General features: G+C 65.1%; 22 protein-coding genes. 13 read left to right on the forward strand and 9 right to left on the reverse strand.

Features of this window, described 5'->3' with window-relative positions:
- Positions 1-56 precede the first annotated feature (56 nt).
- From FVF58_RS13145 to catC, 7 genes are all read left to right on the forward strand, one after another.
- Positions 57-785 carry a FadR/GntR family transcriptional regulator gene (locus tag FVF58_RS13145; RefSeq protein ID WP_149670325.1) on the forward strand — a complete coding sequence of 243 codons (729 nt, stop codon included), beginning with the start codon at positions 57-59 and terminating at the stop codon, positions 783-785.
- Positions 786-1,278: 493 nt separating this feature from the next.
- On the forward strand, positions 1,279-2,358 hold the full coding sequence (locus FVF58_RS13150) for a sugar ABC transporter substrate-binding protein (RefSeq protein ID WP_149670326.1): 1,080 nt from the start codon (positions 1,279-1,281) through the stop codon (positions 2,356-2,358).
- Positions 2,355-3,356, forward strand: a complete 1,002-nt coding sequence (locus FVF58_RS13155; protein ID WP_149670327.1) for an ABC transporter permease — start codon at positions 2,355-2,357, stop codon at positions 3,354-3,356. The genes FVF58_RS13150 and FVF58_RS13155 overlap by 4 nt, the downstream gene beginning before the upstream one ends.
- Positions 3,356-4,126, forward strand: coding sequence for an ATP-binding cassette domain-containing protein (locus FVF58_RS13160; RefSeq protein ID WP_149670328.1), 771 nt, complete (start codon positions 3,356-3,358; stop codon positions 4,124-4,126). Before FVF58_RS13155 ends, FVF58_RS13160 begins: the two co-directional genes overlap by 1 nt.
- A gap of 313 nt (positions 4,127-4,439) precedes the next feature.
- Positions 4,440-5,597 carry a muconate/chloromuconate family cycloisomerase gene (locus FVF58_RS13165; protein ID WP_149670329.1) on the forward strand — a complete coding sequence of 386 codons (1,158 nt, stop codon included), beginning with the start codon at positions 4,440-4,442 and terminating at the stop codon, positions 5,595-5,597.
- 74 nt (positions 5,598-5,671) lie between these two features.
- Positions 5,672-6,580: a catechol 1,2-dioxygenase gene (catA, locus tag FVF58_RS13170; protein ID WP_149670330.1), complete on the forward strand. Its 909-nt coding sequence runs from the start codon at positions 5,672-5,674 to the stop codon at positions 6,578-6,580.
- Between the two features lie 169 nt (positions 6,581-6,749).
- Positions 6,750-7,040 carry a muconolactone Delta-isomerase gene (catC, locus tag FVF58_RS13175; protein WP_149670331.1) on the forward strand — a complete coding sequence of 97 codons (291 nt, stop codon included), beginning with the start codon at positions 6,750-6,752 and terminating at the stop codon, positions 7,038-7,040.
- Between the two features lie 110 nt (positions 7,041-7,150).
- On the opposite strand, the gene FVF58_RS13180 is transcribed toward catC, so the two are convergent.
- Together FVF58_RS13180 and FVF58_RS13185 are read right to left on the reverse strand one after the other, a co-directional pair.
- A complete protein-coding gene (locus FVF58_RS13180) occupies positions 7,151-8,128 on the reverse strand; it encodes a PDR/VanB family oxidoreductase (protein WP_149670332.1) in 978 nt (325 codons plus the stop codon).
- A 191-nt stretch (positions 8,129-8,319) separates the two neighbouring features.
- Positions 8,320-9,204 carry a LysR family transcriptional regulator gene (locus tag FVF58_RS13185; RefSeq protein ID WP_149670333.1) on the reverse strand — a complete coding sequence of 295 codons (885 nt, stop codon included), beginning with the start codon at positions 9,202-9,204 and terminating at the stop codon, positions 8,320-8,322.
- A gap of 123 nt (positions 9,205-9,327) precedes the next feature.
- Between FVF58_RS13185 and FVF58_RS13190 the strand changes: the two genes are divergently transcribed.
- A complete protein-coding gene (locus tag FVF58_RS13190; protein ID WP_246217043.1) occupies positions 9,328-10,089 on the forward strand; it encodes a sulfite exporter TauE/SafE family protein in 762 nt (253 codons plus the stop codon).
- Between the two features lie 483 nt (positions 10,090-10,572).
- Positions 10,573-11,319 carry a glucose 1-dehydrogenase gene (locus FVF58_RS13195; RefSeq protein ID WP_149670334.1) on the forward strand — a complete coding sequence of 249 codons (747 nt, stop codon included), beginning with the start codon at positions 10,573-10,575 and terminating at the stop codon, positions 11,317-11,319.
- A 168-nt stretch (positions 11,320-11,487) separates the two neighbouring features.
- On the opposite strand, the gene FVF58_RS13200 is transcribed toward FVF58_RS13195, so the two are convergent.
- A complete protein-coding gene (locus FVF58_RS13200) occupies positions 11,488-12,369 on the reverse strand; it encodes a LysR substrate-binding domain-containing protein (RefSeq protein WP_149670335.1) in 882 nt (293 codons plus the stop codon).
- 117 nt (positions 12,370-12,486) lie between these two features.
- Between FVF58_RS13200 and FVF58_RS13205 the strand changes: the two genes are divergently transcribed.
- Positions 12,487-13,707: a 2-aminoethylphosphonate--pyruvate transaminase gene (locus FVF58_RS13205; protein WP_149670336.1), complete on the forward strand. Its 1,221-nt coding sequence runs from the start codon at positions 12,487-12,489 to the stop codon at positions 13,705-13,707.
- Positions 13,708-13,828: 121 nt separating this feature from the next.
- On the forward strand, positions 13,829-14,641 hold the full coding sequence (gene phnX, locus FVF58_RS13210) for a phosphonoacetaldehyde hydrolase (RefSeq protein WP_149670337.1): 813 nt from the start codon (positions 13,829-13,831) through the stop codon (positions 14,639-14,641).
- Positions 14,642-14,772: 131 nt separating this feature from the next.
- On the opposite strand, the gene FVF58_RS13215 is transcribed toward phnX, so the two are convergent.
- Positions 14,773-15,669, reverse strand: a complete 897-nt coding sequence (locus tag FVF58_RS13215) for a LysR family transcriptional regulator (protein ID WP_149670338.1) — start codon at positions 15,667-15,669, stop codon at positions 14,773-14,775.
- 196 nt (positions 15,670-15,865) lie between these two features.
- Positions 15,866-17,083, reverse strand: coding sequence for an amidohydrolase family protein (locus tag FVF58_RS13220; protein ID WP_149670339.1), 1,218 nt, complete (start codon positions 17,081-17,083; stop codon positions 15,866-15,868).
- A gap of 287 nt (positions 17,084-17,370) precedes the next feature.
- Here FVF58_RS13220 and FVF58_RS13225 point away from each other — a divergent pair, with 287 nt between their 5' ends.
- The gene (locus FVF58_RS13225) at positions 17,371-18,402 is read left to right on the forward strand and encodes a sensor domain-containing diguanylate cyclase (RefSeq protein WP_246217044.1); all 1,032 of its coding nucleotides are present in this window, start codon (positions 17,371-17,373) and stop codon (positions 18,400-18,402) included.
- A 388-nt stretch (positions 18,403-18,790) separates the two neighbouring features.
- Positions 18,791-19,060: a hypothetical protein gene (locus FVF58_RS13230; RefSeq protein WP_149670340.1), complete on the forward strand. Its 270-nt coding sequence runs from the start codon at positions 18,791-18,793 to the stop codon at positions 19,058-19,060.
- A gap of 75 nt (positions 19,061-19,135) precedes the next feature.
- Here the strand turns inward: FVF58_RS13230 and FVF58_RS13235 are convergent, their stop codons facing one another.
- The 4 genes from FVF58_RS13235 to FVF58_RS13250 form a co-directional block, all read right to left on the reverse strand.
- The gene (locus FVF58_RS13235; protein WP_188130809.1) at positions 19,136-22,072 is read right to left on the reverse strand and encodes an Hsp70 family protein; all 2,937 of its coding nucleotides are present in this window, start codon (positions 22,070-22,072) and stop codon (positions 19,136-19,138) included.
- Entirely contained in the window at positions 22,069-23,928 is a 1,860-nt protein-coding gene (locus tag FVF58_RS13240) for an Hsp70 family protein (RefSeq protein ID WP_149670341.1), read from the reverse strand. Before FVF58_RS13240 ends, FVF58_RS13235 begins: the two co-directional genes overlap by 4 nt.
- The gene (locus FVF58_RS13245) at positions 23,925-24,506 is read right to left on the reverse strand and encodes a DUF2760 domain-containing protein (RefSeq protein WP_149670342.1); all 582 of its coding nucleotides are present in this window, start codon (positions 24,504-24,506) and stop codon (positions 23,925-23,927) included. The genes FVF58_RS13240 and FVF58_RS13245 overlap by 4 nt, the downstream gene beginning before the upstream one ends.
- 372 nt (positions 24,507-24,878) lie before the next feature.
- Positions 24,879-26,099, reverse strand: coding sequence for a tyrosine-type recombinase/integrase (locus FVF58_RS13250; RefSeq protein WP_149670343.1), 1,221 nt, complete (start codon positions 26,097-26,099; stop codon positions 24,879-24,881).
- Between the last annotated feature and the right edge of the window lie 120 nt (positions 26,100-26,219).

A 26,219-nucleotide genomic window follows, 5' to 3' on the forward strand; every position in this document is an offset into this window, starting at 1 on the left:
CAAACGCCGAACAGATCGGAGCAGAACCGAACGGTGCACGACCGCGAGCTCCGGGCATGGACTATCGTCATCTGCAACAGCGCAAGAGCATGCATGGCCGCATTGTGCAGGAGCTTGGCATGGGCATCGTCAGCGGCAAGCTGCAACCGGGCCGCCGCTTGCCGGCCGAGGCCGTGCTGTGCGAAGGCTATGGCGTGAGCCGCCCGGTATTGCGCGAGGCGACGCGCGTGCTGGCCGCGAAAGGGCTCGTCGTGTCCAAGCCGAGGGTGGGCAGTGTGGTGAGACCGCGCGCGGACTGGCATATGCTCGATCCGGATGTGCTGTACTGGACCATCAGCAGCGTTCCGGAAGGCGAATTCTTCAGCTCGCTTCTGACCGTGCGCCGCGTCATCGAGCCCGCGGCGGCGGCGCTCGCCGCCACCGCGGCGACCAGCGACGACCTTGCGCGGATCGCATCCGCGTATGACCGGATGGAACGCGCGGGAACGGCGAGCGAGCTGCTGGACCCGGACCTCGAGTTTCATCGCGCGATCATGGCGGCGACTCATAACGACATGCTGGCCTACATCGGCAATATGCTGTCGCTCGCGCTGTCGGAATCGATCCGACTGACAAGCCGTCATCCGGACACGCATGCGCTGTCGCTGCCTCGGCACAAAGCGATCCTCACCGCAATCCAGAATCGCGACCCGCTGGGCGCGCGGCATGCCAGTCTGGTTCAACTCGAAAACGCCCGCGCGGATGCCGAGAGCATTCTGGAGCTCGGCATCCATCATCCGGCGTGACGGCTTTTGCGTCCCGCCTGTGCTTCTCATGGTCTGCTTAGATAGTATTACTATTGATGCGGCGTGCCGGGCCGAGTCTGCGCGGGTAAGGGAGAGAAAGGCCCGTGGAGAAGTCCTTGCCCTCAAGCTCAATTCGCTGCCGTCACGATACAGGCAGGTAGCGCCGCAAATTGTTGCATCGCAAGCATGACATGCAAAACGCTGCTGCAACCGCGCCGCTCCAGCCATCACGGTCTTTCGGCACCAACTCGTCGCCCGCTCCGATGGCGTTGTCACGGACCATACTCCAGCGCTCTTCAAATAGTCGGACTAGTTAAGGGTATACATTGATTGAGGGTAAAAGCGCGTGATATAGGATTTTCCTCAGGGTCGTCAGGCGCACGCGCATGCACACGCGTTTTGTGGAGTGTGGTGGGGCCCGGCACTGGCGCTTTCCTGGCCTGCGCCGTCATGCACAGCGAGTTATTCCATAACCGAGAGACTGGAGACTGACATGGCGGAAGAGCAGGAAGGCCAGGAGCAGGTGCAACGCACGCGCCGTGGATTGTTGCAAAGCGCGGGTCTCGGTGCAGCGCTAGCCATGTTCGGCGGAGCGTTGACGCCGGCGCAAGCCGCAGAGGCGAGCCCATTTCCGGAACACAAGCGCTGGAAGATCGTATTCGTCAACCACGTCACGACGAATCCGTTCTTCGTTCCCACGCAATACGGCATTCAGGATTCCACGAGCCTGCTCGGGATGGACTTTCAGTGGACCGGGTCAGCCAATGCCGACATTGCCCAGATGGTGAATGCGGTCAACGCGGCGATCGCGGGTAAGGCCGACGCCATTGCCGTGCCGATCGTCGATCCGAAGGCGTTCGACAAACCGATCCAGGCGGCGCTCGACGCCGGCATTCCGGTATTCGCGTACAACGCCGACGCGCCGCAAGGCACGTCCAATCCGCGCCTCTCGTATATCGGCCAGGATCTGTATCTGTCCGGGTATCAGATGGGCGAGCGCATCGTCAGCCTCATCGATAGCGGTATGGTCGCCATCTTCATCGCGACGCCGGGGCAGCTCAACATTCAGCCTCGGCTGGACGGCGCGGTAGCTGCGATCAAGAAGTCGGGCAAGAAGATCGACGTGGAGACCATCGCGACCGGCGCGACCGTCAACGAAGAACTCTCGAAGATCAAGTCGTTCTATCTCGGCCACCAGGATGTGAAGGGCATGTTCGCGGTCGACGCCGGCAGCACCCAGGGCGTGGCCGAAGTGATGAAGGCGTCGAACCTGCCTGCGAAGGGCGTGCACGGCGGCGGCTTCGACCTGTTGCCGCGCACGGTCCAGCTGATCCATGAAGGCTTTCTGGACTTCACGATCGATCAGCAGCCCTACGTGCAGGGTTTTTACACCGTGGTTCAGGCATTCGTGTTCCTGTCGTCCGGCGGACTGGTTGGTCCGGCCAATGTGAACACGGGTCTGAAATTCGTCACTAAAGACACGGTCGAGCCTTACCTGAACACGTCGACGCGCTATGAAGGCAAGAGCACCAAGCCGCAGATCGTGCCGCACTCGGGCGCGATCAAGGGATGACGTCTTCTGTGGCGGAAAAATCGAAACCTCACGAACGCCGGCGGTTATGGTCCAGACCGGTCTGGCGTTCGAGCGAGATTCGCATCCTCGCGGTTGCGCTCATCCTGTGCGCCTACTTCGAAACCGCCAATCGTGACTTTCTGCTGACGGGCGCGAGTCTGGAGAACCTGTCGCAATTCATCGCGCCGGTTGCGATCATTGCGTTTGGCGAAATCATGCTGATGATCGGCGGGGAGATCGATCTCTCCGCCGGGATGGTGTTCGCGTTCGCGCCGTTCGTCATGTATTTCGCCAACGAGGCCGGTTTGCCTGTGTGGGTCGCCGTGCTCGCCGGGCTGCTCGCGGCGGCCGTGGTCGGGCTGATCAACGGCGCGGTGACGGTGTATCTGCGCATTCCATCCTTCGTCACCACGCTCGGCACGCTCTTCTTCGTCAACGGCTTCACGCTGACGATTTCCCGAGGCACGCCGGTTTCACCGCCGGAAGGTACACGGTTTTCGGCGATCATGGGCGCATGGGGCTACAGCGAGATCATCTGGACGCTCGTGATCGCGGCCGTCATGCACATTCTGCTGCGCCATACGCGCTGGGGCTTGCATACGATTGCAGGTGGCGCGAATCCGCTCGGCGCGAGCGAAGCGGGCATTCATGTCAACCGCCTGAAACTCGGCAACTTCATTCTCGCCGCGGTGCTCGCGGGCTTCACAGGCATTCTCGAAGCGTTCCGGATCACCTCGATCGATCCGCAAGCGGGCGGCAACCAGATCATGTTTCTGGCCGTGGCCGCAGCGGTGATCGGCGGCACGCCGCTCGCCGGCGGATCGGGCACGATCATCGGCGGTCTGATCGGCGCGGCGGTCCTCGGCATTCTCAATGACGGGTTCACGCTGATCGGCATCAACGCGTTCACCTTCAATATGATTCTCGGCGCCGCCATTCTCGCGGCGATGATCTTCAACATTCATGTGGTCCGTCTCGCGCGCAAGGGAGAGCTTTGATGTCCGAGCTTGCGGAAGCCTTGCGCGGCGAGGACATCGTCAAGCGTTTCGGCGCGGTCACGGCGCTCGATGGGGTGTCGCTGACGCTCAGGCCCGGTGAGATTCTCGGCGTGCTCGGCGACAACGGCGCGGGCAAGTCGACGTTGATCAAGATTCTGACCGGCTTTCATCAGCAGACGAGCGGCAAGCTCTTCGTGCACGGCGTGGAAACAATGCTTCGCTCGGTCGATCATGCCCGCTCGCTGGGGATCGAATGCGTGTATCAGGATCTGGCGCTGGCAAACTCGCTGAGCATTTATCACAACATGTTCCTGAATCGCGAGATCATCCGGCGCGGTCCGTTCCGTTTGCTGGACAACCGCGCGATGCGCAAGCGCGCCGCTGAATGTCTCGAAGAGATCGGCGTGCATGTGCCGTCGGTCGAGCTGCCGGTCGAGCAACTCTCCGGTGGACAGCGCCAGGCAATCGCAGTCGCTCGCGCGGTCAATTCGGATGCAAAGATTCTGCTGCTGGACGAACCGCTCGCGGCAATGGGTGCCCGCGAAGCCGGGCTTATCATCGATCTGATCTTGCGGCTCAAGGAGAAGGGCGGGCTGTCCATCATCATGATCATGCACAACTATGCGCAGACGCTCGATATCGCCGATCGCGTGATGCTGATGCAGCGCGGCCGCGTGACGTATCAGCGGGAGGCCGCGAGCACATCGGTCGCGGAGTTGATGGATATCGTGCGGCGCGAGTATCGGGCGATGCGAACCTCGGCGCAGTGACGCCCGTTGGTCAGTGGTTCGGCCCGGTGCCGCCGGGCAATCAACGCGCACAGCGGAAATCCTCGTAAGCCACCATCCTCTTTCACGTTTCATCCCGATTCGAAGGCCGTCAGCGGCGCAATCCATCCATTCGCCGTCTGAGCGAAAGTCGCCTCTCTCCTACGCCCTAAGCCCACGTCAACGTGCGGCCATCCGCCCGTTCCGGCACTTCATGCCGTCAAGGTATGGAAGTAGTCTGAATGAGTGTTGGACTGCCTCGCCGGTTTGTTTCTAAGATGAGCGCTCCCGGTATAGCAGTTCAGGAGGGCAAGGAATGACAGCAGCACCCGTGAAGATCGAAAGCGTGGAGACGATTCTCGTCGACGTACCGACGATCCGTCCGCACCGGCTCTCGGTCGCAACGATGAACTGCCAGACACTCGTGCTGGTGCGCGTGCGTTGCGCGGACGGCGTGGTCGGCGTGGGCGAGGGCACCACCATCGGCGGGCTCGCGTATGGCGAGGAAAGCCCGGAAAGTATCAAGGTCAACATCGACACCTATTTCGCGCCCTTGCTCAAAGGTATGGACGCGACCCGTCCGGGCGCCGCGATGGCGAAACTGCGCGAGCTGTTTCAAGGCAACCGGTTCGCGAAATCAGCACTTGAAACCGCGTTGTTCGATGCGCAGGCGCAGCGCGTCGGCGTGCCGTTATCGGAGCTGTTCGGCGGGCGTGTGCGCGAGTCGGTGGACGTGGCGTGGACGCTCGCGAGCGGCGATACGAAGCGCGATATCGACGAAGCGGAACGTGTGTACGAGGCCAGGCGCCATCGCGTGTTCAAGCTGAAGATCGGTTCGCGCGCAGTGGCCGACGACGTCGCGCATGTGGTGGCGATCAGCAAAGCAGTGGAAGGATACGGCGAGGTGCGGGTCGACGTGAACCAGGCCTGGACCGAATCGGAAGCGATCTCGGCCGGCCGCCGTTTCGCCGATGCCGGCGTCACGCTGATCGAGCAGCCGATCGCCGCGCAGAACCGCGCGGGTCTGAAACGCCTGACCGAGCTGGCGGACGTGCCGATCATGGCCGACGAGGCGCTGCACGGCCCGGCGGACGCGTTCGCGATTGCCAGCGCGCGCGGCGCCGATGTGTTCGCGGTGAAGATCGCGCAATCGGGCGGCCTGAGCGGCGCAGCGCAAGTGGCGGCGATCGCGTCGGCCGCGAACATCGATCTGTACGGCGGCACCATGCTCGAAGGCGCGGTGGGCACGATCGCGTCGGCGCAACTCTTCAGCACCTTCGGCGAATTGAAGTGGGGTACTGAACTGTTCGGCCCCTTGCTGTTGACCGAAGAAATCCTCACCGAGCCGCTGCGCTACGAAAACTTTGCACTGCATCTGCCGCAAGGTCCGGGCCTTGGCATCACGCTCGACTGGGACAAGATCGACCGCCTGCGACGCGATACGCGCAAAGGCGCAAGCGTCGCCGCGATTTGAAGGTTCGTTGTCTGAAGACTCATTCACTGGCTTACCCGTCAGCCATCCAAAAGATCAAACGAAGGAGATACCCCATGAACAAGCAAGCTATCGACACGCTGTTGCAGAAGATCAACGACAGCGCCACCAGCGAAGGCAATCCGCGCACCAAGCAGATCGTCAACCGGATCGTGCAGGATCTGTTCTATACGATCGAAGACCTCGACGTGCAGCCCGCCGAATTCTGGACCGCGCTGAACTATCTCGGCGAAGCCGGCAAGAGCGGCGAACTGGGCCTGCTGGCCGCGGGTCTCGGCTTCGAGCATTTTCTCGATCTGCGTATGGACGAAGCGGAAGCGAAGGCCGGCATTGAAGGCGGCACGCCGCGCACGATCGAAGGGCCGTTGTACGTGGCAGGTGCGCCGGAGTCCGTCGGCCATGCGCGGCTCGATGACGGCACCGACCCCGGCCAGACGCTGGTGATGCGCGGTCGCGTGTTCGGCGAAAACGGCAAGCCGTTGGCGAATGCGCTGGTCGAAGTGTGGCACGCGAACCACCTCGGCAACTACTCGTACTTCGACAAGTCGCAACCGGCGTTCAATCTGCGCCGCTCGATCCGCACCGATGCCGAAGGCCAATACAGCTTCCGCAGCGTCGTGCCGGTCGGCTATAGCGTGCCGCCGCAAGGACAGACGCAACTGCTGCTCGATCAGCTCGGCCGTCATGGACATCGTCCGGCGCACATCCACTTCTTCGTTTCCGCACCGGGCTGCCGCAAGCTGACGACGCAGATCAACATCGACGGCGATCCGTATCTGTGGGACGACTTCGCGTTCGCCACGCGCGATGGTCTCGTGCCGGCCGTCAAGCAGGCGGAAGGCGCCGAAGGCAAGCCATACGGCGTGGAAGGCCAGTTCGCGCTGATCGACTTCGACTTCACGTTGTTCGACGACCGCGACAATCTGCCGGGCGCCGAAGTGGAGCGTCTACGCGCCGAAGCCTGATGTCTGGGACGCGATGAGCGAAGACGCCTGAACGTCCCGCAGGAATCTGTCGACCCTGGTTTGCGCGGCGTCTGGTTTGCCGCTCAGCCGGGGTCTTTGTTTACCAATTACCGATTTCCGATCACGTATCGATCACGTCGATCACATTAATCACAAGAGGAGTGCAAGCATGCTGTTTCACGTCGAAATGACCGTCAATCTGCCGAACGACATGGACGCCGAGCGCGCCGCGCGCCTGAAGGCCGATGAGAAGGCAATGTCGCAAAAGCTGCAGCAGGAAGGCGTCTGGCGGCACTTGTGGCGCATCGCAGGACGCTACGCGAACATCAGCGTGTTCGATGTAGAGAGCCCCGCGCATCTGCACGACGTGCTGAGCCAGTTGCCGCTGTTTCCGTATATGGAGGTCGAGGTGCGTGCGCTGTGCCGGCATGCATCGTCGATTCGCGACGACGACCGCTGAAAACACGAACGCAAAAAAGGTGCCGCGAGCGCGGCACCTGTGCTGCTGGATGAAACTGTGATTGCGTCAAGCCAATGCGCGGCCCAACGCGGCGCATCAAAAGTCATCGATCAAAGATCCAGCACCAGCTCCGGCGACGTCGCGCGCGACACGCAGCAGCAGATCACCTTGCCGCTCGCGCGTTCCGCTTTGCTCAGACAGTGATCGCGATGCTCGGGCGTGCCGCTCACCACGTCGATCATGCAGGTCCCGCAGACGCCTTCCCCGCACGATGTGTCCACTTCGATGCCGATCGACGCCAACGCGGCGACGATGCTCGTGTTCTTATCCACGCGCACGGTGGCGCCGCTGCTGGCGATTCGCACGTCGAATGCGTCGAGCGCGGCCGATGCGCCGCTGACAGAGGAAGCCGGCTCGGCCGCGAAACGTTCGAGGTGAATCGCCTCGGGCGCGACGCGCGTTTCGCCGAGCGCCACCATCCGCTCCATGAAAGGCGCGGGGCCGCAAGTGTAGACATGCGTGCCGTCGTGCGCGTCGGCCAGACAAGCGCCGAGCACCGTATCGAGCTGCTCGCGCGCGATGCCGAAGTGAAACTTCACGTGATCGCTGAACGGCGCGCGTGACAGCAGCGACATAAACGCGGCATGCTCCGCGCTGCGCGCGAAATAGTGCAGGACGAAGGGCTGTTTCTGCTTGAGCAGCCGGTACGCCATGCTCAACAGCGGCGTCACGCCGATGCCGGCGGCCACCAGAATGTGTTCGCTTGCGCCGGGCGCGAGCTGGAACAGATTGCGCGGCGCGCCGATCGTCAGTTCGCTGCCGACCTTGACCTCGTCATGCAGCGAGCGCGAGCCGCCGCGCGAGGCGGCTTCGCGCTTCACCGCGAACAGATGCGCATGACGCTGATCGGGGTCGCCGCACAGTGAATACTGCCGAGTGAAACCGGAAGGGCCGGTGACGTCGATGTGGGCGCCGGGTTCGTAGTGGTCGAACGGTTGACCGTCCAGACGCGAGACGCTGAACGAGCGCACGCCATGCGCTTCGTCGCGCACGCTGTCCACGCGCACGTTGAGAGTGGTTCTTTCCATGATCTTGCCGACAAAAAGGAGCACTGCGCGAAGCAGAGCGGGGCGGCGCATGCGGGGGAGTCGCGTGCACTCTTGCAGCAAGAATAAGAACTCCCGTCAGATCGGGCAAATTGATTAAAAATGGCCTGATGGATAAACCAGATTGATATCTGACGAACTAAGCCGTCTCAGGCGCGGCTTCCCACCGCCCGCTAGATCCCCGCCAGATGCCGAACCAGCGCCTTTTCCGGCCTCGGCATCGCGTTCAGGTCGCGCATGCAGACGAGCAACCGGCGCGACGCCCAGCTGTCGGTCAGCTCGATCGTGCGGATGCCCGGCGTGCCGCGATAGCGCTTCGCCGCCGTGGCCGGCACGATGCCGATGCCGGCGCCTTGTTCGACCATGCAGCAGATGCCGTCGAACGTGCGCATGTGCGCGCGAAATCCGAGCGGCTGGCCGGCCAGCAGCGCGCGCTCACCCAGGTACGCCTGCAGCGCGCTATCCGCGCTCAGGCCGATGAAATCGCGCTGCGCCACGTCCGCGAGACTGGCGCGCCGGCGCGTGGCGAGCGCATCGTCGCGGCTCGTGATCAGCACCAGCTTGTCGACGGCGAAGGGCAGTGTGTGCAGTGCGCCGCGCTCGACCGCGTCGGAAATGATGCCGATCTCCGCCGCGCCGGTCAGCACCGCCTTGACCGTCTCGCTGCTCTGACGTTCTTTCAGATCGATCTGCACGTTCGGGTGATCGCGCAAAAACTGGCCGATCGCCGACGGCAGAAACTCGGTGATCGCGGCGGTGTTGGTCCATAGGCGAATGCAGGCTTTGCGTCCTTCCTGATGCTCGCCCAGTTCGCCCTGCATTCTTTCGATCTGTCCGAGCACGAGTCGCGCATGATGCGCGAGCGTATCGCCTGCTGGGGTGGACTCGACGCCTCGGCGGCCGCGTTCGAGCAGCGGCATCCCCAAGGCGTCCTCCATGCCGCGCAGCCGCGCGCTGGCCGAAGGCAATGACATGTTCGCGCGTGCCGCGCCGTGGGTGATGCTGCCGGTGTCGAGCACATGCAGAAAGAGCCGGAGATCGATCAGGTCGAAGCGCATGAAAGAGAGTTTGGGTGGGTTTCAGCCTTAGCCGCAGCCTAAGTCACGGTACGTATCTTACGCATTGTGGACTGCATGGCGGCGATTGAAAATCGCGGACATCAGTTCAACAAGACTCTTCCGATGATCTCTTCGTTTGCGAATTCGTTTGCGATGCATGCCGGCGTGGTCGCCGCGACTTTCGTGGTGGCCGGCTTCGTCAAGGGCGTGACCGGCATGGGTCTGCCGACCGTCGCGATGGGCGTGCTCGGCACGCTGATGCTGCCGGCGCAGGCAGCCGCATTGCTGCTGCTGCCGTCGTTCGTCACGAACGTGTGGCAACTGTTCGCCGGTCCGAGCGTCGGCGCGCTCCTCAAGCGTTTGTGGCCGATGATGGTGGGCATCGTCGGCGGCACGCTTGCCGCGGCATCGTTCATTGCAGGGGCGGGCGGCGCTTGGGCGGTGGTCGGGCTCGGCGTCGCGCTGGCCCTCTACGCGGTGGCCGGTTTGCTGGCGTGGCGCTGTGCGGTGCCGGCGCGGCACGAGCGCTGGCTGTCGCCGGCCATCGGCGCGCTCACCGGCGTGGTCACGGGCGGCACCGGCGTGTTCGTCGTGCCGGCGGTCCCTTATCTTCAGGGGCTCGCGTTGAAGAAAGAGGACCTGGTGCAGGCGCTCGGGCTGTCGTTCACCGTGTCCACGATCGCGCTCGCAATCGGTCTCGCGAGAGAGCATGCGTTCGCCGCCGACGATCTCGGTGTGTCGCTTGCCGCAGTGGTGCCGGCGCTGATCGGCATGTGGATCGGGCAGCGCGTGCGCGGACGCATCAGCGCGGAGAGCTTTCGCCGCTGGTTTTTTATCTGTCTGCTCGGGCTCGGTATTCAATTGATGGCGCGCGCGTTCGTCTAATTGGAATGTGATGGCCCGCACGTTCGTTTAATCGGAATGTGATGGCAGCGAGCAAAGGAGGACGGCATCGTGTGGCACGTCATTCTGGATACCCTTGGTGCGCTGGCGGTGCTGGCGAGCGTGGCCGCGCAGATTGCGCTGCTGTGTAAGCGTTGAATTCACAAGCGGCGTCCGTCTGGTTGCACGAGGCTGCCAACCGTCTCGCGCGCGCGGGCCTGCGTTTGCGCCCGCGTTTGAAGGCGCCTGCATAACGCACCGCGTCGTCCCATTCGCGATTGTTCGTCCCATTCGCGATTGTTCGTCCCATTCGCGATTGTTTGTCTCACCCGACGTATCTATTCGCCTTCAGCCGCTTTATCCGCACGGCTGAGATGCTTACATTGTGTCCAGTGACAGCGCCACTGCCTTTCCGGCTTCATCGACGCGGCCCCGCGAATCTCCGCGACAACGCGTCGGCGCGAAAACCATTTAAAGGACATGATCATGAGCAAGCTCACAGGTAAGGTTGCGGTTGTAACCGGCGGATCGAAAGGGATCGGCGCGGCCATTGCGAAAGCATTGGCGGCACAGGGTGCGTCGGTGGTGGTGAACTACGCGTCGAGCAAGGCGGGCGCGGACAGCGTGGTCGACGCGATCACCCGCGCGGGCGGCAAGGCCGTGGCGGTGGCGGGCGACGTCGCGAAGGCAGCGGACGCGCAAGGCATCATCGATACGGCGGTCGAAACCTATGGCCGCCTCGATATTCTCGTCAACAACTCGGGCGTGTATGAATTCGCGCCGATCGAAGAGATCACCGAAGAGCATTTCCACAAGCACTTCAATGTGAACGTGCTAGGTCTGCTGCTGACCACGCAGGCAGCGGTCAAGCATCTCGGAGAAGGCGGCAGCATCGTCAACGTCAGTTCGGTGGTGAGCCGCATCACGCCGCCGGGCAGTTCGGTCTATACGGCGACCAAAAGCGCGGTGGACGGCATCACGGGCGTGCTCGCGAAGGAGCTCGGGCCGCGCAAGATTCGCGTGAATTCCGTGAATCCGGGCATGGTCGCGACCGAAGGCACGCATAGCGCAGGCATCATCGGTTCGGATTTCGAAACGTGGGCGGTCAGCACGACGCCGCTCGGACGCGTCGGCCAGCCTGACGATATCGCGGATGTGGTCGTGTTCCTCGCCTCCGACGACTCGCGCTGGATGACCGGCGAGAGCCTGATTGCCAGCGGCGGATCGCGTTGAGCGAAGTGGTGTGATTCCACGTGAGCGCGAGCGGTCCGGCGATGCGGTAGCTGGCCGTACCGCCCGGCTTGCAACGCAATCCATGCAAGCAGCGCAAACCGCACGAGCAAAGAAGTGAAGTAAGCCGCCCCGCAGGCTCCGCCAGCGCCTGCGGGGCGGCTTGTGTTTCTATCCGGCAGCCACCGTAACGGGCCCCGGCAACTGCACCGCAAACAACGCATCCAGCAGATTCGATCCCGGCCGCTCGGCGAGCCGCGTCAGCGATTCGATCATCTGCACCTGGCAATCCTGCAGCGGAATCATCCTGATGCGCCGCGACTCGTTGAACTCGGCGCGCGCGATCACACCCACCCCCATGCCTTGCGCGACCGCTTCTTCGAGCGCCTCGCGCCCGTCCACGTACATCACCGGTTCCACCTGCAGCGACTCGCGCACCAGTTCGATTTCGAGCAACTGCTGCGTGACGGATTGCGACTCGCGGAAAATCATCGGCTGCCTGACCAGCTCCGCGTAGCTCAGCTTGCGTTTCTTCGCGACCGGATGGCTGGCCGGCACCATCGCCACCAGCGGATCGCGCCGCAACACGCGCGACACCAGCCGGCTGTGCACTTGCGGCGCGGCGGTGATGGCCACGTCCACTGCGCTCGACAGCACGCGCTGCATGCAGTCCGCGGCGTTGGCGATCGACAGCGTCACGACGATCCCCGGATGCAGCTTGCGAAACGCGCCGATCAGCGCGACTGCCAGATCGGGCGCGTCCGCGGCGAGCGACAGCGAGCCGGTCTCGAGCCCGCCCGCCGACTCCAGCAGTTGCCGCGCGTCGCGCTCGCAACTGAGCATGTGCCGCGTCACACTAAAGAGGCGCAAGCCCAGCTCGGTGGTCGTGACGCCGCGCGGCCCGCGCTCGAACAGCTTGACGCCGTAGTCCTGCTCCAACCGCCGCACATGATCCGACACCGCCGGCTGCGTCAGCGACAGCGCCTGAGCCGCTTTGGAAAACCCGCCGTGTTCCGCGACCGCATGAAACGCCCGCAATTGCGCGTATTGCACGTGTGCCTCGTCACGAATAAGTTTTTACGATATCGGCATCGATTATATTGATTTTACCGATGGACGTGCTTTCTGTACTGTGTCACGCATCGACATTGCGAGATCGGAGTTTCGAACATGGAAAGCGCGCTCGGCAATTCACCGGCAGCGTCTTCAATTGCGACGTGCGCCGCGCCGGCCGGCGGCGAGCCGTATCTGCTGACGCCGGGGCCGCTCACCACCGCGCTCTCGACCAAGCAGGCGATGCTGCGCGACTGGGGCTCGTGGGACGGCGACTTCCGCGCGATGACCGCGCAGTTGCGCGCGAGCCTGCTGGACATCGCGGGCGACACCGCCGGCGAATACGACTGCGTGCCGCTGCAAGGCAGCGGCAGCTATTGTGTCGAAGCGATGCTGGGCAGCCTGCTGCCGCGCGACGGCCATGCGCTCGTGCTCGTCAACGGCGCGTACGGCAAGCGCATCGCGACCACGCTCGGCTACCTGGGCCGCGCCTGCACGCTGCTCGATAAGGGCGACTATCTGCCGCCGCGCGGCGCCGAAGTGGAACGCATGCTGGATGCCGATCCGAGCATCACGCACGTGGTCGCGGTGCACTGCGAAACCAGCTCGGGGATTCTCAATCCGCTCGAAGAGATCGCCGCCGCCACCGCGAAGAAGGGCCGCAAGCTGCTGATCGATTCGATGAGCGCATTCGGTGCGGTGCCGCTCGACGTGCGCGAGATCGCCTGCGAGGCCTTCGTGTCGTCGGCGAACAAGTGCATCGAGGGCGTGCCCGGCTTCGGCTTCGTGATCGCCCGCAAGCGCGCGTTGCAGGAAGCGAAGGGCCGCAGCCACTCGCTCGCGCTCGACGTTTACGATCAATGGGAGGTGATGAACCGCACCGGGCAGTGGCGCTTCACGCCGCCGACCCACACGGTGGCCGCGTTCCTCGAAGCGCTGCGGCTCTATCGGCTCGAAGGCGGCCAGCCCGCGCGTCTCGCGCGTTACGCGAACAATCGCGACGTGCTGGTGGCGGGCATGCGTGAACTCGGCTTCGAGCCGCTGCTGAATGCGCGCTGGCGCTCGCCGATCATCGTCACGTTCTTTGCGCCGGCGCATCCGTCGTTCGAATTCGCGCGTTTCTACGAGCTGATGAAGCAGCAGGGCTTCATCATCTATCCGGGCAAGCTGACGGTGGTGGACAGCTTCCGCATCGGCTGCATCGGTCAGGTCGACGAGCACGTGATGCGCCGCGTGGTGCAGGCGTGCGCGAGGTCGTTGCAGGCGATGGGCGTCGCGCATGCGGCGCCGCCAGCGGCCGCGCTCGAAGAGCGCAAGGCGTTGGCGCAAGCGGCTTGAGCAAAAGGAACACGCACGGATTGAGCGCGCGGTTCGCGCGCGCAAACTGCGCATAGCCATCAGATAGAAACGCGCGGCACGCCACGCGAGCATTGCTGGAAAACCCACAGGACAGAAGTCGATGAAGCAGGTCAAGCACGTCAAAGCGGTAATTTTCGATTGGGCCGGCACCGTGGTCGACTACGGTTCGTTGGCGCCGATGGGCGCGTTCGTCGAGACCTTCGCGGAGTTCGGCGTCTCCATCACGATCGACGAAGCGCGCGGCCCGATGGGCATGGCCAAGCGCCCGCATATCGCTGCGCTGATGGCGTTGCCGCGCGTCGCGCAGGCATGGGCCGACAAGTACGGCCGAAAACCGGACGAAGCGGATATCGACGCCGTGTACGACGTGTTCGTGCCGAAGAACATCGCGGTCGCGGCCAGCTATAGCGCGGTGATTCCGGGCGTGGCCGAAGTGGCGAGCGCGCTGCGCAGGGACGACATCCGCATCGGCACGACCACCGGCTACACGCGCGAGATCATCGACGAGATCGTGCCGGGCGCCGCGGCCCAGGGGTTCGCGCCGGACAGCATCGTGTGCACGGGCGATACGCCGGAGGGACGGCCGTCGCCGTACATGATCTACAAGTCGCTGCCGGAACTGGGCGTCTGGCGCGCGAAAGACGCGATCAAGGTCGACGACACCGAAGTCGGGATCGCGGAAGGGCTCAACGGCGGCACGTGGGCGGTGGGGGTCGCGGTGAGCGGCAACGCGTTCGGGATGGCCGAAGCGGATGTCAAGGCGCTCGCGCCGGATGAGTTCGCGACGCGTCGCCACGCTGCGATCGAGAAATTGCGCGCGGCGGGCGCGCACTATGTGATCGACAGCGTCGCCGATCTGATGCCGGTGGTGTACGACATCGACGCGCGTCTCGCGCGCGGCGAGCGGCCGTGATGCAATGAACGCGGGGCCGGGAGGTCCCGCCTTTCGGCGTCGTGCAACGCGCGCCGTCTGGATTGAATGCGGCAATACAGCGCCATAAGAGCAACCGCGAGAACAACCGCGCGCCCGTCAGTTCCGCACACTCACTTGAAGTACCCCACCGCGAGATCGATAAACTCCCGCACCTTGCGCGGCACGAACTCACGGCTCGGATAAACCAGCGAGACGGCGACGTCGCCATTGACCACGGTGCAGTCGTCGAGAATCCGCACCAGCGTGCCGGCCTGCAATTCGTCGGCGACCATCTCCAGCGGCAGCAATGCAATGCCCATCGCGCCCAGCGCAGCCTGTTTCTGCATGATCATGCTGTTCACCGTGAACGACGCATCGAGCGCGATGCTCTCGTCGCCGCCGTCGCTACCGCTGAAGATCCAGTTCTGCGGACTGGTATCGAGCGGCGCGGCGATCACGCGGTGCCGGGCGAGATCGGCGGGCGCTTGCGGATGACCGGCCTGCGCGAGATACGCGGCCGCCGCCACCGGCACCGCGTGCGAATTCAGCAGACGCCGCACCACCAGTGACTCCGAGCGGATCATGTGCTCGGTCACGATGCCCACGTCGAAACCGCCTTCGAGCAGATCGACGCGTTTTTCCGTCAGCGTGACGCGCAGATTCACGTGCGGAAACCTGGACTGATAGTCAGCGAAAAGCGGAGTGAGGCGAAACAGCGAAAAACTGCCCAGCGCAACGATGCGCAGATCACCCGCGACTTCCTTCGAGGTCGTGGTCGCGCGCGATTCCACTTCTTCCAGTTCGGCCAGCAGCACGCGGCAACCGTCGGCGTACTCGGCGCCGGCTTCGGTCAGCACGACCTTGCGCGTGGTGCGCTGGAAGAGGCGAATGCCCAGATGCTGTTCGAGGCTCGATACATGGCGCGTCACGACCGAAGTCGAGACGCCGAGATGCGCGGCGGCCTGCGCGAAGCTGCCCGCGTCGGCAACCTTGACGAAAGCCTGCATGGCCTGAAAGAGATTGATCATGTGAGAGCGGAAAACGGATTCGTTGTGGCGGGTGGCGCAAGGTGGGCTGCAAGACGGGTTGCAAAGCGGGCGGCAAGACGGCTTGCGAAGCAGGGTGCGAGCCTGCTCGGCACGGAGGATTGCGCTGCGCCGGCGCTTCTCTTTGCGGGCCTTCCCGCGCGCTTCATGAACACCCGCATGCGCTTCACGACCCGCATCAATCCTGCGCGAGCGTGCCGTTGCGCGCGACGATCCGGCCGTTGGCCATGACCAGTTTGCGCGGCGGCCGCGCGACGATCGCATGTGCGAGCGTGTCGGCTTCGATCAGCACGAGGTCGGCGCGAGCGCCGGCTTGCAAGCCGTAGTGCGTGAAGCCACAGCCGTGGGCAGCCGTGCTGCTCACACAGTCGAACGCGAGCGCCAGGTCGTCGTCGCGACGCAGGCCGTAGCGCATCGCGATCAGCATCGCGCGTTCGAGCATGTCCGGCGAGCCGTAGGGCGTCCACGTATCGCGAATGCCGTCGTTGCCGCCAAACAGCGTGACGCCTCGTTCCACGCAAGTCTTCAGCGGCGGCACCGGCGTCGACGGCGGGGCAGTGGTCAGCAGCGCGACGCGTAGATCGGCGAGGCGCGCGAGCAGGGCATCGCGCTCGCGTTCGGGCAGCGCGCCCAGACAGAACGCGTGGCTCACCACCACCTGCCCTTGCATGCCGAGTGCGGCGACCCGGTCGAGCAGCAGCCCGAGCGTAAACGCGCCGATTTCGCCGGGCTCGTGCAGATGGATATCGATCGGCTTCTGATGACGCTGCGCAAGACTGAACGTCAGGTCCAGCGACGCCACCGGATCGCCGTCGATCAGCGCGGGGTCGAGCGCGCCGAGCACGTCGGCGCCCGCGCCCAGCGCGCGGTCGAGCAACGCGTCGGTCCCGGGCCGGCCGAGCAGCCCCGATTGCGGGAAAGCGACGATCTGCATGTCGAGCACATCGCGCAGCGCGGTGCGCGTTGCCAGCACGCCTTCGAGGTGGCGCAGGCCCGCCTCGGTGTCGATATCGACGTGCGTGCGCAAACGCGTGGTGCCCGCCGCGAGGAACGCGCGCGCGAGCGCGAGTGACTGTGCGCCCGCATCGTGGCCGCTCTGCGCGCGCCAGCGCCGTTCGTTCTCGATCCGGTCGGTCAGCTTCGGCCCGACCTCGTTGCAATACCAGTTCATGCCCCAGTTGGTCTTGTCCAGATGCGTATGGCCTTCGACGAAACCGGGCAGCAGCAACGCGCCCGCACCGTCCTCGATCCGGACACCCGGCTCGCGCGGCAAGTCCGGGCCGATCGCCGCGACGCGGCCGTCGGCGAGGGACACGTCGACGCGGGCGCCGTCGGTCCGGCGCACGTTCGTGATGAGCGAGGCGTTCGTCATGGGGTGAGTGGCGGTCGTGTTCATGGATGGGTGTCGACGCTGGGGTTGGCGCGGCCGTTCGGCAGCGCCGCGCGGTGCGGTGCGCGTGCAATCATCAGTTGAATGGCGCGTGCCGCCTGCCTGGCAGGAACATCGACAGGCAAACGAAAGCGGCGCGCGGCTGGCGTGTGATTGTACTTCGCGCTGCCACATGCCGAGCCGCGCGGCCATGGGGCGCGGTGGCGAATCCGCGCTGCGCGAAGCGTTTCGGGCACTCAAGTTTCCTGCGTTCATGCCGTTGACATAGGCTAATCACATTCTGGGACCGTGCCGTGCAACTCGCTTACAGTAACGATCGCCTGTCCAGCCGGATGGCTGTCGATCCGTCCGCCACTGGCGAACCTGAGGTGGAGTCTTCGGTTATAGAGTGGCTGCTGCATGACGATCAGGTGATGCGCGAGTGCTTCACGCACGCGGCCGAAATCCTGAAGAGCGTGACCGGCGCGGCGATCACCGCGATCACGCTGCTCGACGAGGAGTACCAGCACTACCGCGCCGAAGTCGGCATGACGATGCCGCTCGTCACACGCGCCCGGTCGCTTGCCGACTACGCGGTGCGCGACGCGGAGCTGTTCGTGATCGAGGACGCGCACGACGACAGCCGCTTCGGCGAATGCATGCTGGTGCAACGCTATCCGTTCGTGCGCTTTTACGCGGCGATCGCGCTGCGCGCGCCGAACGGCGAGATCGTCGGCGCGTTGTGCGCGATGGACCCGTCGCCCGGCCGGCTCGACGCGGGGCAGCGGGGCGTGTTCTACCATCTGCGCGCGATGATCGAGAACGATCTGAAGATGCGCACGGCCACCGCGATCGATCCGCTCACGCAGCTGTACAACCGCCGCTTCCTGCTCGAAAGCATTGCGCGCCGCTGGAAGGAAGCGCAGGACGGCGACGTGATGGGCTCGGTAGTGGTCGACGTGGACTGGTTCAAGCAATACAACGATACCTACGGCCACCCGGCGGGCGACAGTTGCCTGCGCAAGGTGGCCTCGGTGATGCAGGCCGCGGCCGATGGCGAGCACATCGTCGTCGGGCGCATGGGCGGCGAGGAATTCGGGCTGCTGGTGCTGCAGCCGGAGTGCGCCGCGCTCGAGGACACGCTCGAAACGCTGCGGCAGGGCGTCGAGGAACTGGCAATCGAGCATCGCGCTTCACCGCTCGGCGTAGTGACGGTCAGCGTGGGGGCATCGTTGACGCGCATCAGCGAAGGTTCGCGGCTGGCTCATCGCGACGGCTTTGCGAGCGCGGACCGCGCGTTGTATCGCTCGAAGCATGGCGGCAGGAATCAGGTGACGATGGCGTAGTCCGGAGTGTGACGTGCTGCTATGTTGCGGTGCCTGTCACCGCATGCGTGCGAGGCGGACGTTTTTCCCGGTCAGGTATCCTCAAGATCGAACTGCTCTCGGGTTCATCCCGTTGGACTGCACGTCACCGACATACGTAAAGCCGGGGGAAATAGTGGCCTTTTTTACATGCGCCGACTTTGGCACAATGGCGCAACGCGCAAAACACACTGACTCACCCGTCCTGCGAGATGCGCGAAAAAAAATCGAGCGCACGTGAGGCCGTTTTGCGCCGACGCATAAGGTTTCCTTAAGGCATGACTGTTCAGATAGGCAAGGGACCGCCAGGGGAAAGGCAGGGGACCTGGCGGCATGACGCGTACAGCAAGACGGCTGAGAACAATTAAAAATGCCCAGAGCACGGAAAGGCGCCGAACAGGCCGAAAAGAATGCATACAGATCGCTGTATCTGACGGAGCTGGCCAGAGGCAGTTCACACATTGCCAGCACGCTGAGTCCGCAGACGCAACGCATCGCGATTGCCGAGATCGTGGACGAGTTTTGCACGCAACACGGCGCCGACAAGCTCGTCATCTTTCGCGAGTTGCTGGCGGAGAGCCTGGAGAAACGCAATCAGCCGGGCGCGGCGCAAGCCGTACTGAATTTCAAGCCGGACTAGTTGCAAGCATGAAGATCCGAAGCTAACGCCCGCCGTGGCCTCGAAGCTGCCACGAGACGACGCCGCGCGTGCGCCTCAGTCCGCGATCAGCTTCAGCCCAACGGGCAAGGACTCGCCGAACACGCGGCCTTCGTCGGCGTTGTCGAGCTCCACGCTCTCGCTCACCATCGTGATCCAGGCGCGCGGCGCAGTTGCCGCTTCGAGCCTGCGCACGACCGTCTGACGCACATCGTCGGGCAGGTCGCGCGAGCGGTCGCCGGTCATGCGGGCGATCTGCACGGCGGCAAACGCCGCGGGGTCGACCTTCCTCCAGTCGAGCGCGAGTACCGCGTCAAGCCATTGGGCGGCGATCTCCGGCGGCACGACGCTATGTGCGCTGCCGTAGAAGGGACGCCGCGCGCCGATGCGCCCGACCGCCCACCAGCTTTGATGGTTTTCGGCGGGCTTTTTCAGGCGCGTCAGCACCGACTCGCCGAGTTCGATCTTGCGTTCGACGGGAATCCGTTCGAGCGATGCGCTCAACCGGACCATATCGGCGACGCCCGTTTTGGCGATGTCGAACGGCAGCTTGTGACGCGATTGCGCGGCCGTTTGCAGGTACGCCATCGCGTCGAGCACGCGCAATTGCGCGCTTTCGTCGAGGCCGCCGGCCGCGCGTCGCCAGAGCGTCCACCATTCGGACCACACCTGGCTTTCGTGCACGTATTGAATGCCGTCGTCGAATAGCGACCAGAGCTGTTCGACGCGCCATTCGTCGAGCGGATAGCCGAAGCCGGGCCGCACGCAGTAGCCGGCCAGATTCAGCCAGAGCCGCTCGTGATCCGCCGAGCGCCGGCGACGGCGCGCGCGTTCCCACAGCGCGCCGAACAGTTCGCGCAGCAACGCGCTGTTCCAGCTCTCGCGCGGCCCGAGCAGTTGTTCGAGTTGCGAGCGCAGCCGTTTGACTTCTTTGGGGCCCACGTTTTGCGAGCGCGAACCGAAACAGCGGTCGATCTGTTCGAGCGCGCCGTCGAGTGCCGGGTGTCTCGCCGGCGCGGCGTTGGCCGGCAGATCCACTTGCGCGTGGTCGCGACGCAGCTGGAATTCAAGCAGCCAGCGTTGCGCCGGATCGTCGAGCTCGATGCAATGCACGTCGAGCGTGCCGACTTCGGTGAGCGAGGTCGCGATGCGCACCGTGGTTTCGCGTGCGCTGCGCTCGCCGCGCGGCTGCACGACGGTCGCGAGCGGCGGCAGCCGGATGAAGTCGCCGCCCGCGAGATCGGTCAGCTCGCCGGCCCGATAAATCGTGTCCGCGCTCGACGACACCAGATGAAAGCGCACCGGATGTCCGAGCCGCAGCGCGAACGTGCGATCCGCGATCAGGATTTCGTGGCCTTCCTCGGTGCCGCGCGGCAGCAGACAGATGCCGCGTGGCGCGGATTCGGCGTCGGGCTTGCTGTCGGCGCCGTCGTCTAGCACGAGGAAGTAGCTGCGCGGCGAGCCGCCGCCGATTTTCGGCGCGTTGCCCGCGCGCGCGAGCGAATAGGCGACCGCGCCGCGAGCGACGGCCACATCGGGGTTGTCGTTATGCAGGACGTTGAGCGGCGCGCCGCGCCACGCACCGAGCGTGTGCGCAAGGCGCTGCGTGAGCGCTTCGGCGCGGAAGACGCCACCGTTGAGCAGCAGGGTGTCGGGCACGGGCAGGGCGTTGTCGTTGCTCACGCTGCTTGCGCCGTTCTCGCCGACAGCATTGCCGTGGCCAGCAGCAGCAATGCTTGCGCCGGAAGCCTCGCTCTGACCGCCAGAACCCACACCCAGCGCCTTGCGCGACTGCGCCGCGAACCGGCTCAGAAACGCCGCGATATGCCGCGTGACCGCCGCGTCGGTCGCGTAGGGCAGGCCGAACTCGACGATCGCGCCGCGCGCCCGGCCCGGCCGCTCATGCGACGCCACCGCCGGAAAAAAGCCATCGACGATCACGCGCTCGACTTCATCGCGCGTGACCTGCACCGTGCGTGCCCCGCCGACCAGTTTCGCCCCCGCGCCGAGCAACGTGATCGACGCCGAATCAGGCGCATGCGCGCCGAGCAGTTGTTCCTTCGCGCCCCGGCAGCGCTCGACCAGTTGCGACAGACTCGCCGCCGACAAACGCGAAGGCCCGTCGCCACCCGGCAGCCGCGCTTCGACCAGATGCGCGAGCGCGAGATCCATGTTGTCGCCGCCGAGCATCAGATGGTTGCCCACGCCGATGCGTGTGAGCTGCGGCTCGCCGTCGCGCATGCTCACCTCGATCAGCGTGAGGTCGGTCGTGCCGCCGCCGACATCGCAGATCAGCACGAGACGCGTGCGCGCAAGCTCGCTCGCCAGCCGCTCGCGATGATGAAACAGCCAGTCGTAGAACGCGGCCTGCGGCTCTTCGAGCAGCCGCAACGCGGGCAGACCGGCGAGACGCGCGGCTGCCACGGTCAGCGCCCGCGCGCCTTCGTCGAACGAAGCGGGCACCGTGAGCACCACGTCCTGCTGTTCGAGCGGCGCGTCGGGGAAGCGCTGGTTCCACGCGGCGCGCACGTGCGCGAGATAACTCGCGCTCGCGTCGACGGGTGAGACTTTGCGGACGTCGTCGGCGGCGCCCCACGGCAGGATCGGCGCAACGCGGTCGACCGATGCGTGCGACAGCCAGCTTTTCGCGCTCGTCACCAGCCGCCCCGGCACCTGCGCGCCGAGCAGACGCGCGAGCCGGCCGATCACGACCGGCTGCGCCGCGTCGTCGCCGGCCGCGTGATCGCGGGTGGACCACGGCAATTGCAGATCGCCCGCGTTCAGTTCGCCCTCGGCCGCGTGATAGCGCACCGAGGGCAGCAGCGGCCGCGCGGCGACTTCGCCGGGGCTCACCAGCTGGTCGATCTCGAAGACGCGGATGGGCTGTGGACCACTCAGCGGCCCACCCAACGGCGCCCCCGCCTCGGCATAGGCGAGCACCGTATTACTGGTGCCGAGATCGATTCCGACGCAGTACCGCTTCATCTCATTCACGCATTCGCGTTGCCGCGCACGTCGAACTCGACTTTCCAGCGTTCGTCGGAACCACGCGGGATGGCTTCCAGTTCGAGCGTGCCCGCTTCGGTGACGCGCGCATGCAGCTTCACCGGCACGACTTCACCGGCGGTGCGGCCGGCGGCGGGCAGCGTCGCCTGGATTTCATCCAGCTCCTGCAACTCCTCGGGGCCCCAGTAGTCGAGCAGCGTGCCGACCTGATCCTGACGACGCACCGACGACCCGAAGAAGCGGAAATGCACCGGCTCGCCGACCACGAGACCGAACTCCTGCGCCGGCAATTCGGCTTCGGTGCCTTCCTCCATGCCGAACGGCGCGATGCACAGCGCCTGCACAGGCGGTTCGAGCCCGGGCACGGCCGGCATCGCCGATTCGATTGCGATGTAGTACGCGCGCGCGGTGCCGCCGCGAATCCGCACCCCACGGCCGCGCCGCACGTAACCGTAGTAGGCCGCGCCGCGCGCGACCGCGAGGTCGAGGTCCGCGCCTTCGAGCAGCCGGGCCGGCGCCGCGCCTTCCGCCGCGAGCCAGTTGTTGAGCGTGCCCATCAGGCGCTCGACCAGCAGTGCCGACTTGAACACGCCGCCGTTGAACAGCACGGCGGTGGGGTGCAGGAAGCTCGCGCCTTGCGCGCCCCCGTTGCCACCCGCATCGCGCAGACCTTCCAGTTCGGCCAGCGCGCCGACCTGACGGCCGAGGAACGCCGCCAGATGACGCGTGATGCCCGCGTCCTGCGCATACGGCAAGCCGAGCTGCGTCAGGCCGACGCGCGCACGGCTCACCGGGCGCGCCGCGCTGTCCACCTTCGGGAAGAAGCCTTCGAGGATCGTCTGCGTCAGCTCCGCGCGCGTCAGTTCCGTGCGGATCGAGCCGCCGATCAGCTTCGAGCCGCGGCTCGGCACGACGAGCGGCACGGTGTCGGTGGCGGGATCGCTGAGCAGCGTTTCCTTGGCCGAGCGGCACGCGTAGGTGAGGGCGCGCAGTTGCCACGCGTCGGCCTGGGTGCCCTCGGCCGCGAGCTTGCGCGCGACCACGTGCGCGAGCGCGAGGTCCATGTTGTCGCCGCCGAGCAGGATGTGTTCGCCGACCGCGACGCGATGCAGTTCGAGATTGCCTTCGCGCTCGATCACCGCGATCAGCGACAGGTCGGTCGTGCCGCCGCCCACGTCGACCACGAGGATGATGTCGCCGACCTTGACCTGCTTGCGCCACTGGCCGCCGCTCTTCTGGATCCAGCTATACAGCGCGGCTTGCGGCTCTTCCAGCAGCGTCATGCGGCCGAGGCCCGCTGCCTCGGCGGCTTCGGCGGTGAGTTCGCGCGCGGCCGGATCGAACGACGCGGGGATCGTCACCGTGATGTCCTGCTGGCCGAACGGCGCGTCCGGATGCACGTGGTCCCAGGCTTCGCGCAGGTGCGTCAGATAGCGCACCGAGCTTTCGAGCGGTGACACGCGCGCGACTTCGGGCGGTGCGTCGTTGGGCAGGATCGCCGCGCGGCGGTCGACGCCCGGATGGCACAGCCAGCTTTTCGCGCTCGACACCAGCCGGATCGGCGTGGCCGCGCCACGGCTGCGCGCGAATTCGCCGACCGCGAACTCGCGCTGGCCGGTCCACGGCAGGTAGAGGTCGCCCGACGCCAGCTCGTCCGGATGCGGCAAGTAGAGGAACGAAGGCAGCAGAGCGAGGTTATCGATTGCGCCGGGGCCCGTGAGCTGGGCGATCGGCAGCACGTTCAGGACGGTCTTTTCGCCGTCGCTCGCGCTGGTGTCCACATAGGACAGCGCGCAGTGCGTGGTGCCCAGGTCGATACCGATGGAATAGCGTGCGTCGCTCATAGTTCCACCTCGGCCGGTGCGATCACTTTCGCGTTATGGCTGTCCGCGAGCTTCGGCAGACGCACTTCGTCGACGCGCCAGCCGCGATGGCTGATGCTGCCGTTAAACGGCGCGCGGCCGACGACGTTGCCGGTCAGGCGAACCAGGCTCGCGTCGAAACCATCGGGCAGCGTGACGCGGCTGCCTTCGGCTTCGTCGCGCACCGGACGGATCGTGAAATGCTCGCGCAGCGTCGCGCGGCAGCCGTCGTGCACGAGGCGCGCGGCCGCGCCGATGTCGGCGTCGCTGTAGTTCCTGATGTCTTCCTCGACGAAATCGATGAAGCGCGCGTCGCGTTGCAACAGGCCGAGCAGTTGCAGCGCGGCGTCGGGGCTGGCTTCCTTCAGCGTGGGCGCGGGTGCCGGGGCCGGCGCGGCGACAGGCGCCGGTGCCGGAGCAGGCGCGGTTGCGGCGCTCGCCGTGCCGCCTTTACGCAGACGCAGCACGTCGGCGGCGAACTGGCCATCGCCGAGAATGCTGAAAAACGTGCCGACGGCAAGCGAAATCCTGCCGAGGAAGGATGGGTTCGAATCGGTCATAAATGCTCCTGAGGTGCTCTGTTCAAGGACGAGCTGTCCTCGCTGCGTCGCTTGGGACGGGCCGCGCGCTCATGCTGGGCTTGAGCCGGCCGCCGTCGGGCGGATTGGCGAAGGCCGGCGGCCTGCCGGCCGCCGACGCGTGATCCAGCGCACGCCGCGGTGTTTGCGGCGCGCGCAAAACCCGTATTTTGCCTTGTGGCGAGGCCGAAGCGGGCAAAGCCGCGCATTCTAGCGGGCAATCGGGCGAGATTGGCGGGTTGTTGCGGCTTGTGTGAGACGCGGCGGAGGCTGGCAGCGCGATGAGTTGCGTGGCGCGTCGTGACGATTACGCGGCATTACACCGCGGCGCATGAATGAAAGACCTCGCGCCCATTACGCATTGCCCGAATCGTCGTCTTTAGTTTGCGCTGCACCCCAATTCATCCGGTGACGTTTGACGGTTTCCGTATGCCGGGCGTCATCTTCCGTGTGCAGATAAAGGCTCGTCGTGTTCAGCGACACATGCCCGAGATTGTCGCGGATGGTGCGCAAATCGACGCCGCCATCAGCCTGATGTGAACCCGCGGTGTGCCGAAGCCAGTGCGCCGACGCCCGTTCGAGTTCGTCGGCGCGATCGGCGAATTCCGGGCCTCGCGCGCGCAGCCACGACGCCGCGCCACCGAAGACGCCCTTGATCGCATCGTGGATCGCGGAACGGGACAGGCAGCGGTTTCTGCCCTTGAACGGAATGACGAGCGGCGTTTCCTCGGACCGGGTGGGCAGGGCGGCGAGACCATTCTGCGTCCGGTAGCTGCGCAGTTCCTGGATCAGCTCGGTCGACACGGGCACGATCCGCTCCTTGTCGCCTTTGCCCAGCGTTTCCAGCCACCATTGATCCTTGCCATCCGCGCCGAGTCTGCGGAAAAAGCTCCCCATCTGGCCACCAGCGACTTCCGAAATTCGCATCCCCTGGAGATAGAACAGCGTGGTCAGCCATCGGTAACGGGCGTAATACGCGCGTTGCACGACGGTTTCCTGCGGCAGCTGTTCGACGAACTGCTTGACTTCGTCCCACAGCGAGGTCGACAGATAGCGCGTGACCCGCGGCGCCGAACGCTTGGCCCGTTGCCGCAGCAGCGCCATCGGATTGCCGCGCAGGTACCCGGCGTTGACGAGCCACGTGAACATCGCGTTCAGGATGATCAGCGCCTGACGCTGGCTGGCCGGCGACAGCGGCCCGTTGAACGGCCGCCAGCGCTCGTCGCCGCGCGCATATTTGCCGCCGTTGATGGACACCCAGCGGCTGGCCGGCTGCGGATCGGCGAGAAACGACCTGAACACCAGCAGATCCTCGTGCGTCAGCGACGACAGCGGTTTGCCCAGTTGCACGACGGCCCACAGCAGCAGCCGCTCGGCTTCCTTGCGGTAGTTGTCGAAAGTGGTTTTGGTGTCCGCGTAGTTCGAGAGCCAGGCGCGCACGGCATCCAGATCGTTGCGGGCCGAGAGCTGCGAGCTTTCGATGGCGCCGCGATTGGTGCCGTCGCGGCCATCGAGGCTATCCGGAACGGCGAGCGATTCGACGGGCTGCACGGTGGCGAGCTGGGCATTGGACACGGTTCAGGCACTCCAGATTGCGAGGAAAACACCAAATGCGACGGCTATATATAGTACACGACATTATAGTACTAATGTCGTGTATCTGAAAAGAGAATGTAGTGATTTTTGGCAGATACG

The organism is Paraburkholderia panacisoli, from assembly GCF_008369935.1.
Lineage (GTDB): Bacteria > Pseudomonadota > Gammaproteobacteria > Burkholderiales > Burkholderiaceae > Paraburkholderia > Paraburkholderia panacisoli.

What these genes read in the sequence shown, in the direction of transcription:
- FVF58_RS13155 (WP_149670327.1), top strand. Translation starts at nt 2,355, where the DNA reads ATGACGTCTTCTGTGGCGGAAAAATCGAAACCTCACGAACGCCGGCGG.
- FVF58_RS13145 (WP_149670325.1), top strand. Translation starts at nt 57, where the DNA reads ATGGACTATCGTCATCTGCAACAGCGCAAGAGCATGCATGGCCGCATT.
- FVF58_RS13195 (WP_149670334.1), top strand. Translation starts at nt 10,573, where the DNA reads ATGAGCAAGCTCACAGGTAAGGTTGCGGTTGTAACCGGCGGATCGAAA.
- FVF58_RS13230 (WP_149670340.1), top strand. Translation starts at nt 18,791, where the DNA reads ATGCCCAGAGCACGGAAAGGCGCCGAACAGGCCGAAAAGAATGCATAC.
- catA (WP_149670330.1), top strand. Translation starts at nt 5,672, where the DNA reads ATGAACAAGCAAGCTATCGACACGCTGTTGCAGAAGATCAACGACAGC.
- phnX (WP_149670337.1), top strand. Translation starts at nt 13,829, where the DNA reads ATGAAGCAGGTCAAGCACGTCAAAGCGGTAATTTTCGATTGGGCCGGC.
- FVF58_RS13240 (WP_149670341.1), bottom strand. Translation starts at nt 23,928, where the DNA reads ATGAGCGACGCACGCTATTCCATCGGTATCGACCTGGGCACCACGCAC.
- FVF58_RS13245 (WP_149670342.1), bottom strand. Translation starts at nt 24,506, where the DNA reads ATGACCGATTCGAACCCATCCTTCCTCGGCAGGATTTCGCTTGCCGTC.
- FVF58_RS13215 (WP_149670338.1), bottom strand. Translation starts at nt 15,669, where the DNA reads ATGATCAATCTCTTTCAGGCCATGCAGGCTTTCGTCAAGGTTGCCGAC.
- FVF58_RS13205 (WP_149670336.1), top strand. Translation starts at nt 12,487, where the DNA reads ATGGAAAGCGCGCTCGGCAATTCACCGGCAGCGTCTTCAATTGCGACG.
- FVF58_RS13160 (WP_149670328.1), top strand. Translation starts at nt 3,356, where the DNA reads ATGTCCGAGCTTGCGGAAGCCTTGCGCGGCGAGGACATCGTCAAGCGT.
- FVF58_RS13190 (WP_246217043.1), top strand. Translation starts at nt 9,328, where the DNA reads ATGATCTCTTCGTTTGCGAATTCGTTTGCGATGCATGCCGGCGTGGTC.
- FVF58_RS13220 (WP_149670339.1), bottom strand. Translation starts at nt 17,083, where the DNA reads ATGAACACGACCGCCACTCACCCCATGACGAACGCCTCGCTCATCACG.
- FVF58_RS13165 (WP_149670329.1), top strand. Translation starts at nt 4,440, where the DNA reads ATGACAGCAGCACCCGTGAAGATCGAAAGCGTGGAGACGATTCTCGTC.
- FVF58_RS13180 (WP_149670332.1), bottom strand. Translation starts at nt 8,128, where the DNA reads ATGGAAAGAACCACTCTCAACGTGCGCGTGGACAGCGTGCGCGACGAA.
- FVF58_RS13185 (WP_149670333.1), bottom strand. Translation starts at nt 9,204, where the DNA reads ATGCGCTTCGACCTGATCGATCTCCGGCTCTTTCTGCATGTGCTCGAC.
- catC (WP_149670331.1), top strand. Translation starts at nt 6,750, where the DNA reads ATGCTGTTTCACGTCGAAATGACCGTCAATCTGCCGAACGACATGGAC.
- FVF58_RS13150 (WP_149670326.1), top strand. Translation starts at nt 1,279, where the DNA reads ATGGCGGAAGAGCAGGAAGGCCAGGAGCAGGTGCAACGCACGCGCCGT.